This window comes from Brevibacillus sp. AG, from assembly GCF_028369215.1.
Taxonomy (GTDB): domain Bacteria; phylum Bacillota; class Bacilli; order Brevibacillales; family Brevibacillaceae; genus Brevibacillus; species Brevibacillus porteri.
The window spans coordinates 430,639-446,793 of record NZ_JAQMYO010000007.1 but is presented as its reverse complement, the minus strand read 5'-3'; the positions used below and the strand labels follow the sequence as shown (position 1 = coordinate 446,793).

Here is a 16,155-nt window from a genome sequence, read left to right as displayed (position 1 = left end):
TTCCTCCTTTAAGGTAGGAGGATTCTCTGGGCTTGTGTATACACGTTCATTTTGTCATTGCGGATAAATCCGACAGCGGTGAGCTTCAGCTCATCTGCCAATTGTAGGGCGAGATCAGTTGGAGCGGACTTGGACAATATGATGCCAGCACCAATCTTGGCAGCCTTGAGCAGCACCTCAGACGAGATGCGTCCACTGAAGACAAGAATTTTGTCCGTGGTCGAAATGTCATCTCGCAAGCATTTCCCATAGATTTTGTCGAGAGCATTGTGACGTCCGATGTCGGAGAACTGAAGCAAAACTTCATCCGGTGTACAGAGAGCTGCATTGTGGACGCCACCTGTTTGGCGGTGGATCTCAGACGACGCTTGCAATTCTTTCATCAGGCGCATGCACTGAGCAGGGGTGACAGTTGTTGTGCTTTCAACGGGCTTTGCTGTGCGCGCATCGCTAAAAAAGTAAAAGGATTGTCTGCTTTTTCCGCAGCAGGAAGTAATTCTGCGTTTGGAGTAAAAGCTCTGCGACAAAATTGTTTCTTTATGCAAATCAACGTAAGCAAACCCTTGGGCCTCATTAATCGTAAGCTGTTTGATTTCCGAGTAGCTCTTGATAACGCCCTCGGCTGCGAGAAAACCGATGACCATTTCTTCCAGGTCGGCCGGAGTACATACGATTGTAGCGAATTCCTCATCATTGAGGAAAATGGTGAGGGGGTACTCGGTAACGATTTCGTCGTCTTCCCAGCCATGTTGGTCAGCTGAAATTTTCAACACAGGCAATCGGGTGGTGATGGTTAGTTCGGACATACGGGCCTCCTTTTTGTCGAAAATATGAAGTTTTTATGGCTAATTTGTGAGGAAAATATTGTCGAGTGAACGCTTACATGGTAGTATACTATGTGAGATGAAAAGTGTCATAAAATTTTCGTCTTTCCATGTATGCACAGCGTAAGGACAGATTGACACGGAGCAGCGACCCTGCCACCGATTATTTTGTAGCCTTGCAGCGAATTACATAGTGAACACAATGCTTGTTGATGCTGATGTAGCGTTCCTGCTGATGATTAACTGCTGTGTTTCATCGTAGCCCTCGTTTCCATTTGTGGAGACCTGGGTGAGTCGGTGAAATCAGCAGTTTTTCTTTTTTTCGAGAAGGCTGCTGATGGATCCACAGCATGCGAAAGACCATTGCGAAGGAGATGAATGATTTGGAACAAAAAGTGAAAAACCGCTGGCTCATCGCGTTGGCTGCGGTAGGCATCCACATCTCGATTGGATCGGTATACGCATGGAGTGTATTCACCAAGCCAATTACCGAGCAGTTCGGCTGGGACTTGCCAGACGTTCAATTTACGTTTAGTATTGCGATCTTGTTCTTGGGGCTGTCTGCTGCCTTTCTCGGTCATTATGTAGAAAAGCACGGCCCGCGCAAAGCTGGCATTCTCGCATCTATCTTTTTTGGAGTAGGAACTGTTGGGGCTGGCTTGGCGATTCAATTAAGCAGTTTGCCTCTGTTGTACTTATGTTATGGCGTGCTGGGCGGTATCGGACTTGGGGTAGGCTATATTACGCCAGTATCGACGTTGGTCAAATGGTTTCCGGATCGCCGTGGTTTAGCAACAGGTCTTGCGATTATGGGCTTCGGCTTTGCTTCCATGATTGCCAGTCCGATTATGAACGCTTTGATTGCAAATGTAGGTATCGCGAACACCTTTTATATTTTGGGCATTATTTATTTCGTTGTAATGTTGGCTTCGGCTCAATATTTGGCTCCACCTCCAAAAGGCTGGGTACCGGCTGGATTTTCCGCTGAGGGAAGAGCTGGCAGCAAGCAAATCAAAAAAGATTTGTGTCAATTGACTGCCAATGAAGCGATCAAGACACGCCGTTTTTACTGGCTGTGGCTGATGTTGTTCATCAATGTGACTTGTGGAATCGCGGTTATTTCGGTAGCATCGCCGATGGCGCAAGAAATGGTGGGCATGTCTGTCGGAACAGCAGCTCTGATGGTAGGGCTAAACGGTTTGTTCAACGGTGGTGGACGAATCGGCTGGGCGTCTCTGTCTGATTTCATTGGACGACCAAATACGTACACAGCTTTCTTTGCCATCCAAATGATATTGTTCTTCCTGTTGCCGAATTTGACCAATCCAATCCTGTTCATGGTTGCGATGTTTATCATTATGACCTGTTACGGTGGTGGCTTTGCATCCATTCCGGCATACATTGGTGACTTGTTTGGAACAAAGCAATTGGGCGCGATTCACGGCTATATTCTGACGGCATGGGCTGCTGCCGGCTTGGCAGGACCGATCTTTGCAGCATGGGTTCGCAAGACGACAGAAAGCTATACAGGAACCATGAGTGTTTTCGCGGGAATGTTCGTTGTCGCTCTGGTGATCTCGCTAATAGTCCGTCTGGATATCAAAAAACTGAAGGAAGAAGCCAAACAAAGAGAAAAGTCTGTTGAATTGGCTAGTTAATCAATGGTAAAGTTTAAGTAGAGAATGATTTGAAGTAAAGGTGATTTTCCTCGATGAATAAGTTCGAAGCAGAATTCAGTAATTTGGTCAGGGCTTTCCGAAAGCGCCATATGGGAAAGGGACCTAGCAAGATCAGCACCACGTTCTGCAAGAACTGGGCGATCTGCGAGATGGAAGGCAACCTTTCTCCGGTGGAAAAGTTCATCGCCACTTCGGAAGACGGAAAGCAGACATTACGAGCTGCCCGAACCGAAATGGTCAAAGAGATCTATCGGAAACACCAGCCAGTTGACATGGAAGCGTTTCTTGGAGCAAAACTCGTTGATCTTTTCGTCGATATTGACATTGAACGGGATTTTGGAATGTCGATCTTTGTTTTTGATCAAGACATCGAAAAAAGAATGAAAAACGAACCGTAAGTCTAAACGAAGCAGCGTTCCTGTTCACCGGCTTAGACGTAACGGAATTCGCGAAAGCAAACACGAAGTTGAGACTAGGTAGCGAACCTGCCGTAGACAACCACCGTGAACACGCTCTTTTCCTATAGGACAAGGGACGGTTTCATGGTGGTTTTTTCGTTTCAATGGAGTTTATTAGAGGGGAGACAAAAGAAATGGGCAAGACCAAGCATGGAGGACCAATTAAGCTGGATACTTCGTGGAAGCCTTCCTTATGGGCTTCACTGATGCCGATGGGACTCGGAAAAATCAAGCCGCATCACATTCGCGATACGATGAAGGTGGCCTATGACAATCGCGATAATTTGGGCTATGCGTATCGTATTTTGACACAAGGGGTATGTGATGGTTGTGCTCTCGGCGTATCCGGTCTCTACGATCAGACGTTGACTGGTCCTCATTTGTGCACCACGCGACTGAATGTACTGCGTCTCAATACTATGTCTGCCATGGATGCCAAATGGTTTGAAGACGTGAATGCGCTGCGCAAGCTATCTAGCGAAGAATTGCGCAAGCTGGGAAGAATTCCATATCCACTTTCAAGAAAGCCAGGCGAAAACAAGTTCACCCGCATTAGCTGGGATGAAGCGTTAAACCGCATCGCCACAAAAATTAAAAACATCAGCCCGAAACAGCTGGCCTTTTTCTTGACCGCTCGTGGGATTACCAACGAGGTATACTACACGGCAGCTAAAATGGCTCGTTTCCTCGGAACCAACAACATCGACAACGCATCACGTATTTGTCACTCGCCGAGTAAGACAGCACTAAAGCGTTCGGTTGGAATTGGTGCATCGAGCTGTAACTATCAGGATTGGATCGGTACCGATGTGCTCGTATTCTGGGGCTCTGTACCAGGTAACAACCAGCCTGTATCGACGAAATACATGTATGCTGCGAAAAAAGCAGGAACGAAAATCATCCTGATCAACCCGTACAGAGAGCCAGCGATGGAGAAGTACTGGATTCCATCTGTACCGGATAGTGCTTTGTTTGGAACGAAGATTGCAGACGATTTCTACCAAGTGAACATTGGCGGCGACATTGCATTCATGAACGGCGTGATGAAGATTTGGTTCGAGATGGAGGAAGCCAAGCCAGGTTCTGCGATCAATCATGAATTCATCAAGGAGCACGCGAACGGAATCGAAGAGCTGCGCAAGCATGTGATGAATGAATCGTGGGACAAAATCATTGAATCCTCCGGTCTCAGCCGTGAGCGTATCAAAGAATTCGCGCAACTGCTCGCCAACTCCAAAAATGGCGTATTCGTATGGAGTATGGGACTGACTCAGCACAAATTCGGTACGGACAATATTTCTCAAGTAGCCAATCTGGCTATCCTGCGTGGATTCTTCGGTCGTAAGCACACAGGTCTCATGCCGATTCGCGGTCACTCCGGCGTACAAGGCTCCGGTGAAATGGGTGCCGATCCATTCAGCTTGCCTGGCGGCGACTTCGAAGAAAAATCGTGGGACCGCATTGAAAAGATCTGGAATTTCCCGATCCCGAAATGGCAAGGGGATATCGTGGGTATTACTTTGGAAAATGCAGTGTTGCCAGATGGACACGAGCGCAAGACCAGACTGTTCTACACGAGCGGTGGTAACTTCCTGGAGACGATGCCAGATCCGGACTTCATGGAAAAATGCTTGGAAAGCGTAGAGCTACGTGTACATCAGGACATCATTTTCAATACATCTACGTTGGTGGACGCGAAGGAAGAAGTGATCGTTCTGCCGGCAATGACTCGTTACGAGCAGCCGGGTGGCGGAACTTCGACTAGTACGGAGCGTATGGTCTATTTCAGTGCAGAAGTCGAAGGGCCACGTATTGAAGAAGCCCGTTCGGAATGGGAGATTTACGTAGACTTGGCGGCACGGGTAAATCCAGAGAAAAAGCATCTGATGCACTTCTCCAATGCGGCTGAAATTCGCGCAGAGATCGCCCTAGCGAATCCGAACTACGACGGCATCCAGCATTTGAAAAACCGTGGAGATGTCTTCCAATGGGGTGGCGCATGGTTGTGTGAAGATGGCGTATGCCCGACACCAGACGGACGTGCGAATCTGATCCCGATTGAGATTCCGGATTTGAACAAGCCAGAAGGCCACTTCTATGTAACGACTCGTCGGGGCAAGCAGTTCAACTCGATGGTCTATAGCAAGAAAGACCCGTTCAACAATGCGGACCGTTATGATATCCTGATCAATGCAGAGGATGCAAAAGAACTGCGCATTGCAGAAGGCGAAAATATCGTCGTTTACAATAAATATGGAACGTTCCAAGGACGGGCCAAATTCGAGGACACCAGACGCGGAAACATTCAAGTACACTGGCCGGAAGGGAACGTACTCATTCCGAAGGGTGTATACGAGACATACGCAGGTATTCCCGAATACAATACAGCCGTGAAGGTTGAAAAAGCGGACACTTTCCACGCCAACAAAGATTTGAAATACGTGGAGAGAGAAGTAGAAGATTTGGAAGTAAACGTCGGCTGACGAGCTGTAGCAATGGGTGGTCAAGATTAGGAGGAACAAGCCATGCGTTTTTCGCGACAAACACTCTCGGTTGAAGAAGCGATGAGCAAGCTGTTGGCAAAATTGCTGACAGGGAGAACGGAACAAGTGCAGATCGGGGAGGCATACGGGCGGATACTGGCCTCTGATCTATGTGCAACATATGATTTGCCGCACTTTGACCGATCGCCGCTGGATGGGTTTGCCGTGAGAGCTGCGGATACGGTTGGGGCCTCCGTTGACCACCCAATTACGCTAACAGTGCTAGAGACGGTTGCGGCCGGGCAAGTACCTACTAGAGAATTGAAAAAGGGCTACGCTACGCGGATCATGACAGGAGCGATGATGCCTGCGGGTGCGGATGCGGTCATCATGTTTGAGCAAACGTACAACCCAGCCGAAGAGGCGGATACTGTACGGCTCAAGCGTGAGATGAAGCCTGGGGAAAATGTATCGCGTCGCGGTGAAGAGATGGCCGCAGGAACGATCATTGCCAAGGCGGGCGAGCGGATTAACGCAGGTACTCTCGCCAGTTTGGCTACGTTTGGCTATTCGCAGGTTGAGGTGTTCTGCAAGCCGCGTGTCGGTCTGATTTCGACTGGAAGCGAGCTGCTGGAGATTGATCAGCCGCTTGCTCCAGGCAAAATTCGCAACAGTAATACGGTGATGCTGACTGCCTTGATTGCCGAGGCAGGGGGCATCCCTGTTTCGTTTTCAAGGCTGCCGGATGATTTGTCGGTGGCAAAGACGAAAATCAATGAATGCTTGCAGGGCGTGGATCTGGTCATTTCAAGCGGCGGTGTGTCCGTTGGGGATTTTGATGTGATCGCGGCATTAGTGGATGAGCCTGAGGTGGAGCTTCTGTTCAACCGGATCGCGATACGTCCGGGAAGTCCGACAACAGCGATGATCATGGAAGGCAAGCCTTTTATTGCCCTATCAGGTAATCCGGGTGCCTGTTTTCTCGGATTTGAGTTATTTGCGCGAACAGCGATTCGGCGCATCTCGGGAGAAGCCCATGTAGTGCAACAGGTGATTAAGGCGAGACTTGGCGTCGATTATACGAAGCCTTGTCCATACCCGCGTTACCTGCGAGGGAAGCTCCTTGAAAAAGACGGGGTTTTGCACGCGATCCCTGATTTCAATGAAAAGGCAGGGAATCTGGGGACATTGAAGGACAGCGAATGCTTTATGATCATACCAGCCGGGGGAAGCGGGCAAAAAGCAGGAGAGCTGGTTGATGTTCTCACGCATACCGCCCCAACCTGGAGAAGAGAGGGATAGAGAATGGTTAAGCCACCTTGTGTTTTGCAGATTGTCGGTTATTCGAACAGTGGCAAGACGACGCTGCTCACCAAGCTCATTCCGATCCTCGAAAAGGCAGGGATAAGAGTCGGGGTCATCAAGCATGACGGGGGACATGATTTTGAGTGGGATCAGCCAGGGAAGGACACCTGGCGTTATCGTGAAGCCGGGGCATCGCTTGTTGCTATCACTTCGAAAACGAAGACAGCCATCGTGGAGCAAAAGCCGCAGGAGTTGTCCGTCCTTATCCAGCGCTTAGCAGACGCCGGGGCCCAGCTCGTTTTGGTAGAAGGCTTCAAGCGTGAAGGTTATCCCAAGCTCGTCCTGCTTCGCAGGCCTGAAGATCAGGAGCTTTTATCGACCGTTACTCATCTGGTAGGGATCGTAGGTTGGTCAGACAATCGTCAGCCGGGGTTGCCATTTTTCGATATTAATGACATAGACAACTTGGCCACGTTTGTAAGGGAACGGGTATCCGTTTGGTATTGTCAAAACTGATTAGAATAATTGAGATCATTCCAGCTTGGTTGGGATGATCTTTTTTTGTAGAACTTGCTGGCAGATTATCCATGTAATGAAAGATGTGGTAATGTAAATAAAAAATCGGCAAGAAATGATAAGGAGCAAAGAACATGAAATGCCCTCACTGTAACGAAGAATTAAATGAACTTCCTTTCTGTTACGGAATGGAAGCACCACATTATTTTTACATGGTACCAGAAGAGAAAAGAACAGAATTAATCAGAGACTTTTGTGTAATAGATGAACAGCATTTCTTTATTAGAGGACACATTGAAATACCAATAATGGATACAGATGAGAAATTTATATGGAGTGTTTGGGTTTCTCTTAGTGAAGAAAACTTTTTGAAATCGAATGAATTGCTGCACGTAGAAGGAAGGGAGAATGAAAAACCTTATTTTGGTTGGTTATCGACTGAACTTTCCATCTATCCAGAAACTACCCTATCCTTAAAGACATTGGTACATACACAAGAAGTTGGTGCGGTTCCATTAATAGAAGTAGAACAAACGAGTCATCCACTTGCAGTTGAACAAAGAGAAGGAATTACAATGGATAGAGTGAAAGAAATTGCTCATTTAATCCATCATACTGAGTAAATGGATTGCTTCAATCTGGTAGTTTTGGACGTATATATTCACTCCAATGGCTGATAAACTTGCAGCATATTTCAAAATAATAGGAGTGATAACAATGGATGGAGTGCGTTACAAAATTAGAGAAGTATTGGATAAGAGCAAGATTGAGACATTTTTGCAGCAAGCTAGAATCGGACATCTTGGAATGGTCGATGGTCATTTGCCGTATGTTGTTCCGCTCAATTTTGTCTGGACAAACGGGAAGCTATATTTCCATGGGGCCACCGGCGGGAGAAGAAATCAGGTTATGGATGCGAATCCAGAGGTCTGTTTTACGGTTTGTGAAGAATATGGAACGATTACTGATCCGGTGCCAGCTAAGACGGACACAGCGTATATGAGTGTAATGATTTTTGGCAAGGCACAGCCTATAGTCGATCTGGATGAAGCTACACACATGTTGCAAGAAATGATGAATAAGTATGTACCTGGCTACTTCAATCGGCCTTTACCCAAGCAGCACGTAGACAAATACCGTTCAGCAGTATTCGGTGGTCCGGTTCAGGTGTATCGAATAGATCCAGATCATATCACTGCGAAAGAAAATCCAATGGAAGAAGAAAAAATGTTCAAACCGGGTAAAACTGTGTAAATGCTTTTGTAAAAACATGAATGCTGCCGTTATTTATGCGGCAGCATTTTCCATTATGAACGCCGTGTAATCTCCGCAAGACGAAGAATGCCTTCTTCAATGGTTGATTCATCTACTTTAGCAAAACCCAGCACCCATCCTTTTCGATCGCTTTTCAAACAATACTTGCTAAGTGGATATACACGGATTCCTTTTTCGAGTGCTAGGTTCGTCTCAGCTTCTTCGAGAAACGATTTATCAGCTTCAAGAAGGATATGCAACCCCGTTTCTACGCCGCTTAGTGTGAAATGTTCGCCGAGACCTGTCGTGATGATTGCCTTTGTCATGGCTTCATGTCTGCGCCGATATACATTTCGAACTCGTCTCATATGGCGCATGAAATGACCATGCTCAATAAAATGAGTAAGCGTTAATTGCTCCATAATCGGAAGATGACGATAGGTTAATTCATGGACTTGGACGAGCTGACGAATGGCTTCTTTGGGACCAATGATTGCCGATATTCGAATACCAGGAGCAATCATTTTGGAAAAACTCATCATATACAGCGTGTTCTGAGGTCGCTGACTGAACAAGGTTGGAAGTGGGTCGCCGCGATAGCGAAATTCGCTGTCGTAATCATCCTCAACAATCCAAAACTGCTGCTCGGCAGCCATGTGTAACAATTGTTGCCTGCGAGGTTCCGACATAATGACTCCAACCGCACACTGGTGCGATGGCGTAACATAGACAAGCTTGGACCCCGGATGAATATGGTCTACGCATAACCCGTACTCGTCAACTGGAACGGAGACAACTTGCATACGCCGATACTTCATTGCCATCCAGGCAGCAGGGAAGCCAGGATCTTCAACAGAAACGGTATCTCCTTCTTGTAAAAGGGCTTGGGCGATCAAATCAATGCTATGTTGTGCGCCTGAGGTTAACATGATTTGATCGATAGTCACATGAACGCCCCGTTCAAGTGACAAATATCGTTGGATCTGTTCACGTAGCGGTTGGTATCCATAGGCATTGCCATAAGCCCAACTGTCCAGATTCGTTTCTGTGGAAGCTTGTAAAAACGAACGTCTCCAATTCTTTTGAAAATGTTCGTCCAAATATGGCTCATGGGGACTGAAATCGATCTCAACCTTTCGACTATCTTTATCCCCGAACCAACCGTGCAAATGACCGATTGTAGCGTTTAATAAAGGCAATTCGGGGGGGACAGGTCCTTCGGTCGCAACATCCTCTGAAGGACGCGTTGCATACGTCCATTCGCTCACTCTAGTCCCGCCGCGACGTGAGGTTACCGTGTATCCGCGGCTGAATAACTCCTCATAAACAATCTGTATGGTGGAACGGGAAACGCCAATTAAAGAAGCGAGTTCGCGGGAGGGGAGCAGCAATTCACCTGGCTGCCATTTTCCAGTGGTAATATTATGGATCGCTTGGTCCAGCAGTTGCTGCCAGATTGGACGCTCGTCATCTCGGTTTACTGTTAGCATTCATTCACCTTCAGTGTTTTTGTTGGAATGATAGATTTGGCTGATATGCTATCATGGCAATCGTTTCTTTTGCAACAAGAGAGTTGGGGGACGACTTTTTCTTATGGTCTTTTGCAGTTGTCACAAATCGTTTCTATTTCCTGTGACCAGAATCACATGTGTAATTCTGAACCTCCCGTACACTTGAAATATAGAAAGAACGAAGCACTTCAAGGAGGTTCTACGATGTTAAGCCCAAAAACCATTGAAATCATAAAATCAACCGTTCCTGTGCTAGAGGTACACGGAACTGCCATTACAAAACGTTTTTATCAAATGATGTTTGCTAAGCACCCTGAGCTTCTCAATATTTTCAACCACGCCAATCAAAAGCAGGGAAGACAGCAAACAGCTCTGGCAAATGCGGTGTATGCTGCGGCTTTGTATATTGATAAGCTGGAAACGATTTTGCCTGTAGTGAAGCAGATTGGACACAAGCACCGCAGCCTGGGAGTGAAGGCTGAACACTACCCAATCGTCGGGGAAAACCTGCTTGCTGCGATCAAAGACGTACTTGGCGATGCCGCTACAGACGAGATTTTACAAGCATGGGCGGAAGCGTATGGCGTCATTGCGGATGCTTTTATTGGTGTAGAACACGAAATGTATGAAGAGGCGAGCGGGCAGCCTGGAGGATGGGGAGATTTCAGAGAGTTTATTGTCCAGCGCAAGGTGAAGGAAAGCGACGTGATCACTTCCTTTTATCTGGTTCCGGCGGATGGCCAATCGATTTCCAGCTATGAGCCAGGGCAGTATGTCAGCGTCAAGGTAGAATTACCGGGCGAGCAATTTACGCACATTCGCCAGTACAGTCTCTCAGATGCGCCAGGGAATGCGTACTACCGCATTTCTGTCAAACGCGAGGACGCGATGCAAGATAAGCCAGCAGGAAAAGTATCCGTTTATTTGTCCGAGGAAGTGAAGGAAGGAGATAGCCTGCAGCTGTCTGCTCCGGCTGGAGATTTTACCTTACAGCAAGAGGACAGCCGTCCGGTTGTGCTGCTCAGTGGTGGTGTAGGATTGACCCCCATGATCAGCATGCTAAACACACTGATCAAATCGGGAACAGACCGTCCGATCACCTTCATTCACGCAGTCAAAAACGGAAATGTGCATGCCATGAAGCCGGCAGTAGAGGAGCTGGCCGCAAAACATCCGCAGCTCTCTGTTCACTGGTGCTATACACAGCCGACCGAGCAAGATCGAGTGAACGGTGCATATCAAAAAGAAGGTTATATCGACTTGCCGTGGCTGCAAAAGGTCATCGATACAAAAGAGGCAAGCTATTATTTCTGTGGTCCAATTCCATTCATGAAGACGATCAACGGTGCTCTGTTGGAATGGGGAGTGCCAGCTGACGATATTCATTTTGAGTTTTTTGGTCCGGCAGCGACCTTGGCATAGAGTCTCTCACGAAAAAAAGCGCAAGCTTACTCGCGTTTCGCAGCTTGAGCGCGCAGCAGCCGATTTACCGTCTCGCGGCGAAGCCCGATGAGCTGACCGATTTCATCCTGAGTCAGCAACTCCGAAAGCGAGGCGACAGGAATGAATGTCTGAAACCAAAGCTGGAGCTTGCGCAGCTTTTCAGCAGGAGAGACTTCGGTCAGTTGGTCGATACGCTGCTGCATCATCCGCAGCTTCCCTTGCAGCTGTAGCGCGATATCACGACACTTTTCAGGATTTTCATCCAGATGGCGATACCAATCCGGGGCAGACAACACTTCGACCTCACAGGTCACGAGAGCGATTGCTGTCCCATAATATGGATTCGAGCTCATCAACGAATGATGCGGGATGATCTCATCCGGAACGATGATGTTGACCAGCGTCAATGCTCCGTCTGCATGTACCCGAACGATTTTTAACAGACCGCTCTTCAAATGATAGAGCGGTCCAGATTCTCCTTGTCGAAACAGGACTTCTCCCTTGTGCAGGATCATGGGTTTCTCCTCGATTCTCTACGTTTTTCTCTAGCAATTATAGCAAGCCCGGCAGGAGGAAGTAAGCAAGCGTAAAAAGCAGTTTGCCGCTTTTTTAGGCTTGCTACAGCAAGGATGCCTTTTGCTATAATAGGGAAATCACAGCTAGATAAAGGGAGTTGTCTGATGCTCAACTTTGTTACATGGGTAGGCTTCATAGTGGGGGGACTCCTTATCGGATTGATTGGCTATGTGGCTTACCGCTACTGGTACCATATGGGGCAGCTTCCGAAGCCGGAGTTTCGTCATCTGGATACAAAAAAGCCAATGCCTGCCGACTGGAGTCATGATGAGGTTACATTTACATGGATCGGTCACTCGACGATTCTGTTGAATATGTTTGGTACGAAAATACTGACGGATCCGGTTTTGGGTGAGAAGCTGGGGATTAAGCTTGCAGGTGTCCATTTTGGTCCCAAACGCTTCACACCTCCTGCCCTCGACTTTGCTGAAATTGGCGAGGTAGATATCATCTTGCTATCGCATGCCCATTTGGATCATGTCGATCTGCCTACCTTGCAGAAAATAGCGAATCGCTCTACACATGTCATTACGGCGCACCAGACGAGCAAGTTGTTTAAGCATATGCTATTTGGTTCGTATGAGGAAATACAGCCGGGAGAAGCCGTTACAACCAAAGAAGGAATGACGGTTACTGCGATTCCTGTTCGCCATTGGGGCAACCGCTTTCCATGGAATCATGAGTATGGCTACAACGGCTATATGATTGAGAAAAATGGCGTGCGCATCCTCTATCCAGGGGATACCGCTTATATCTCCATGGAAAATTTGCCGAAGCAATTCGGGCCGATCGATCTGGTGTTCATGCCGATTGGCGCCTACAAGCCAGACGCGTATCAAGCAGCGCATTGTACGCCAGAGCAAGCATGGCAAATGTTCAAGGAGACCCAAGCCAAGTGGCTGGTGCCTATTCATTGGAATACGTTTGTGCTATCGCGTGAGCCAGTTGATGAGCCGTTCGAGCGTCTGTTGGCAGCAGCGGGGGACGAGAGGGACAGGATCGTTGTTGAAAAACAAGGGGAGACGTTTTCGATCCCTGTACAATAGGTGTGAAAAGCTGGCGACTGCATACATGGCAGTCGCTTTTTACGTTGATATGAATAAACGGGGAAGGAATAGCTACCTTATTATAGAAATAATTTTATCGAAGGAGTTTTTTGAGGAGGGGTACATATGACAAAAGCATTGCCACAACGCTGGGATATGGATGTGATTTTTCCTGGTGGTAGTGAATCGGAGGATTTTCTGGCGTTTTTAGGGACGTTGGAAGGGGATATTGCGAACTTGAAGGCACGGTTGGAGCAATCTGGCGCAGGTTTGCGTGAAACAGCGGCTTTTAAGGAAGTTATTACTCATGTCCAAAGCATTGCCGTGCGGGTGAGACAAGCAGGTGCATTCATTTCCTGCCTGACAGCTCAAAATGTAAAGGATGAGCCAGCCAAACTGCTGGGTGGGCGTGTAAAGAGCATCTCGGCTGCGTTTGGTGCAGTATTGACGCGCTGGGAAGAACAGCTGCTGGCTGTCGACGAGGCTGCATGGGAGAAGCTGTTAGCAGACGAAGAATTGCAACCGCTTGCTTTTGTGCTGAATGAGCGCCGCCGCCGTGCACAGGAAAAGCTGTCCCCTGAACAAGAAGTGCTGGCAAACGATTTAGCCGTAGACGGGTATCACGCTTGGCAAGATTTGTACAATACCGTCGTGGGACGTATGACCATTGAGGTTGAGGTCAATGGAGAGACGAAGCAGTTGTCCGTCGGGCAAGCTTCTAACCTGATGAGCAGTCCTGATCGTGCTGTTCGTGCCCATGTTTTTGAAAAGTGGAAAGAAGCTTGGGGCAAGGAAGCGGAGTTGTGCGCGCAGGCGCTGAATCACTTGGGTGGTTTCCGTCTCTCTCTGTACCGTCATCGCGGCTGGGATTCCGTCCTGCGTGAACCGCTGGATATTGGACGGATGCAGGAAAAAACACTCGACGCGATGTGGCAGGCCATCGACAATCGCAAGGATCGCCTGGTTGCCTACCTGGAGCGCAAGGCAAAGCTGCTCGGTGTAAACAAACTGAGCTGGTACGATGTAGGAGCTCCAGTCGGTAAGGTACATAAAGAAGTGTCTTACGATGAAGCAGCTGCCCTGATCGTTGAGCACTTCAACCGCTTCAATCCGAGCATGGCTGGGTTTGCGCAAAAGGCATTCGATGAGGGCTGGATCGAGGCAGAGGATCGTCCTGGCAAGCGCCCAGGCGGATTCTGCACGAGCTTCCCGGTCAGCAAGCAGTCCCGCGTGTTCATGACGTATGCGGGAAGCGCAAGCAATGTATCCACACTGGCACATGAGCTGGGGCATGCGTATCATCAGCAAGTCATGTGGGATTTGCCAGCACTTAACCAAAATTACGCGATGAACGTAGCGGAGACAGCATCGACCTTTGCAGAGATGATCCTCGCTGACGCTGCTGTGAAAAATGCAGCCAATGAAGATGAAAAACTGGTGCTCTTGGAAGATAAGCTGCAATCCATCATCGCGTTTTTCATGAACATCCACGCTCGCTTTATTTTCGAGAAAAACTTCTACGAGAAGCGCAAAGAAGGTCTCGTTAGCGCGGCTGATCTCGACCGAATCATGGAAGAGGCGCAAAAGCAAGCGTACAATGGAGCTTTGGCAGATTATGAGTCGCACTTCTGGGCATCCAAACTGCATTTCTATATCACGTCGTATCCGTTCTACAACTTCCCATACACATTCGGGTACTTGTTCAGCATGAGTGTCTATGCACGTGCGCTTGAAGAAGGCGAGAGCTTTGCGCCGAAATACGATGCACTGCTCCAAGATACGGGCCGCCTGATGGTAGAGGACTTGGCGAAGAAGCATCTCGGTGAGGATATGACGACAGTTGAGTTCTGGCAAAAAGCTGTTGATCTGGCTGTGGCAGACATTGACGAATTCCTGCGCCTGACAGAAGAAGCATAAATCACGAATAAATAAGCTCCAAGCAGTCTGTCGCTTTTCTGACAGGCTGCTTTTTCGTTGAGAGATTGTTAACATCGCAGACGAAATCTTCGGATAACCTTTACCTGCGGTTTATAGAATCCTCGCTATTTTTTCGTACAGTAAAAGAGAAGGGAGTACTTGCAAAGGGAGGCATCGTAATGGACACTGGCAGTCATCTTTTGTTGGGTGTTACACTGGCGGGCTTAGCTCATATCACGCCGGCAGTGGCACATGATCCGGCACTTGCTCAGGCGCTGATGGTCGCAACGGTAGTGGGCTCTCATGCCCCGGATTTCGACACTGTGGCCAGACTTCGCGGTATTTCTTTTTACATTCGTTTTCATCGGGGAATTACTCATTCGATTCCCGCCTTGTTTCTGTGGCCCCTCATCATCAGTCTTGCTCTCGCCTGGGGTTTTGGTCTCATGGGGCAGTTCGGGATTTTGTATGGTTGGACGTTGCTGGCTGTTGTGCTGCATGTTTTTCTCGATATGCTAAACGCCTATGGGGTCCAGTGTATTCGCCCTATTAACAAGCGCTGGGTGCATTTGGATGTACTCGCGATTTTTGAGCCACTGGTGTTCGCGGTTCATCTAGCAGCGGCGATATGGTGGATAGCTTTTAACGGAGATCCCAGTGTGCTATTTCCGATAGCATATGGCATGACGTTCGTGTATATTGGTGTGCGGGCTTGGCAGCATCACCGTAACGTCAGACGGGTAGAAAGGGCATTGGAAACAAGGGGCATAACCCATGTTTTCCCTAGCATACATCCTTTTCACTGGCGATTCGTCGTAGAGACGGAGGAACTGTTTTACACAGGGAGAATCGAGTATGCACGTGTGATACTGGAGGATGTGTATCCGAAGCAACAGCGTGATGCAATCATTCAGGCTACTGTCGGTGTGGACGGAGTTCGTGCTTTTCTCGGATTCGCTCAACGAATCCACGTCACGTGGAAGGAGATTGCCGACGGTTATGAAGTCACGTGGAGTGATGTGCGTTTTTGGTACAACCGCAAGCTGCCATTTGGCGTAGATGTTGTCTTGGACCGTGATTTGAATGTCGTTGATCATCGGTTGGGTTGGCGAAAAAAAGCGTGGGACCCGCCGTTTGTATAAA

The 16,155-nt window shown here is 48.2% G+C and carries 14 protein-coding genes; 11 read left to right on the top strand and 3 right to left on the bottom strand.

All coding sequences use genetic code 11. The features are described 5' to 3' along the window. Window positions 1–8: 8 nt before the first annotated feature. A complete protein-coding gene (gene fdhD / locus POF51_RS20895; RefSeq protein ID WP_017251989.1) occupies window positions 9–806 on the bottom strand; it encodes a formate dehydrogenase accessory sulfurtransferase FdhD in 798 nt (265 codons plus the stop codon). A gap of 401 nt (window positions 807–1,207) precedes the next feature. On the opposite strand from fdhD, the gene POF51_RS20890 reads away from it, so the two are divergent. The 7 genes from POF51_RS20890 to POF51_RS20860 all read left to right on the top strand — a co-directional run bounded on the left by POF51_RS20890 (window position 1,208) and on the right by POF51_RS20860 (window position 8,519). Continuing rightward, the gene (locus POF51_RS20890) at window positions 1,208–2,482 is read left to right on the top strand and encodes an L-lactate MFS transporter (RefSeq protein ID WP_318533226.1); all 1,275 of its coding nucleotides are present in this window, start codon (window positions 1,208–1,210) and stop codon (window positions 2,480–2,482) included. Window positions 2,483–2,535: 53 nt separating this feature from the next. Continuing rightward, window positions 2,536–2,901, top strand: coding sequence for a DUF2294 domain-containing protein (locus POF51_RS20885; protein WP_007722503.1), 366 nt, complete (start codon window positions 2,536–2,538; stop codon window positions 2,899–2,901). Between the two features lie 194 nt (window positions 2,902–3,095). Beyond that, complete coding sequence (locus POF51_RS20880; RefSeq protein ID WP_069846493.1) at window positions 3,096–5,444, top strand: FdhF/YdeP family oxidoreductase; 2,349 nt, start codon at window positions 3,096–3,098, stop codon at window positions 5,442–5,444. A 42-nt stretch (window positions 5,445–5,486) separates the two neighbouring features. Beyond that, window positions 5,487–6,746, top strand: coding sequence for a molybdopterin molybdotransferase MoeA (locus POF51_RS20875; protein ID WP_069846490.1), 1,260 nt, complete (start codon window positions 5,487–5,489; stop codon window positions 6,744–6,746). A 3-nt stretch (window positions 6,747–6,749) separates the two neighbouring features. Beyond that, window positions 6,750–7,265, top strand: coding sequence for a molybdopterin-guanine dinucleotide biosynthesis protein B (mobB, locus tag POF51_RS20870; RefSeq protein ID WP_069846488.1), 516 nt, complete (start codon window positions 6,750–6,752; stop codon window positions 7,263–7,265). Window positions 7,266–7,399: 134 nt separating this feature from the next. After that, complete coding sequence (locus POF51_RS20865; RefSeq protein ID WP_106834534.1) at window positions 7,400–7,888, top strand: DUF2199 domain-containing protein; 489 nt, start codon at window positions 7,400–7,402, stop codon at window positions 7,886–7,888. A 94-nt stretch (window positions 7,889–7,982) separates the two neighbouring features. Then, window positions 7,983–8,519, top strand: coding sequence for a pyridoxamine 5'-phosphate oxidase family protein (locus POF51_RS20860; protein ID WP_271756013.1), 537 nt, complete (start codon window positions 7,983–7,985; stop codon window positions 8,517–8,519). Between the two features lie 53 nt (window positions 8,520–8,572). Here the strand turns inward: POF51_RS20860 and pdxR are convergent, their stop codons facing one another. Continuing rightward, a complete protein-coding gene (gene pdxR / locus POF51_RS20855; protein ID WP_271756012.1) occupies window positions 8,573–10,009 on the bottom strand; it encodes a MocR-like pyridoxine biosynthesis transcription factor PdxR in 1,437 nt (478 codons plus the stop codon). 225 nt (window positions 10,010–10,234) lie between these two features. On the opposite strand from pdxR, the gene hmpA reads away from it, so the two are divergent. Then, on the top strand, window positions 10,235–11,452 hold the full coding sequence (hmpA, locus tag POF51_RS20850; protein ID WP_069846477.1) for an NO-inducible flavohemoprotein: 1,218 nt from the start codon (window positions 10,235–10,237) through the stop codon (window positions 11,450–11,452). A gap of 26 nt (window positions 11,453–11,478) precedes the next feature. Here the strand turns inward: hmpA and POF51_RS20845 are convergent, their stop codons facing one another. After that, window positions 11,479–11,988, bottom strand: a complete 510-nt coding sequence (locus tag POF51_RS20845; protein WP_271756011.1) for a Crp/Fnr family transcriptional regulator — start codon at window positions 11,986–11,988, stop codon at window positions 11,479–11,481. A gap of 165 nt (window positions 11,989–12,153) precedes the next feature. On the opposite strand from POF51_RS20845, the gene POF51_RS20840 reads away from it, so the two are divergent. From POF51_RS20840 to POF51_RS20830, 3 genes are all read left to right on the top strand, one after another. After that, window positions 12,154–13,095 (top strand): MBL fold metallo-hydrolase, encoded by a 942-nt coding sequence (locus POF51_RS20840; RefSeq protein ID WP_069846472.1) that lies wholly within the window; start codon window positions 12,154–12,156, stop codon window positions 13,093–13,095. A 126-nt stretch (window positions 13,096–13,221) separates the two neighbouring features. Continuing rightward, window positions 13,222–15,012, top strand: a complete 1,791-nt coding sequence (locus tag POF51_RS20835) for a M3 family oligoendopeptidase (protein WP_271756010.1) — start codon at window positions 13,222–13,224, stop codon at window positions 15,010–15,012. A gap of 179 nt (window positions 15,013–15,191) precedes the next feature. Beyond that, the gene (locus tag POF51_RS20830; protein ID WP_017252003.1) at window positions 15,192–16,154 is read left to right on the top strand and encodes a metal-dependent hydrolase; all 963 of its coding nucleotides are present in this window, start codon (window positions 15,192–15,194) and stop codon (window positions 16,152–16,154) included. The last annotated feature ends 1 nt before the right edge of the window (window position 16,155 follow it).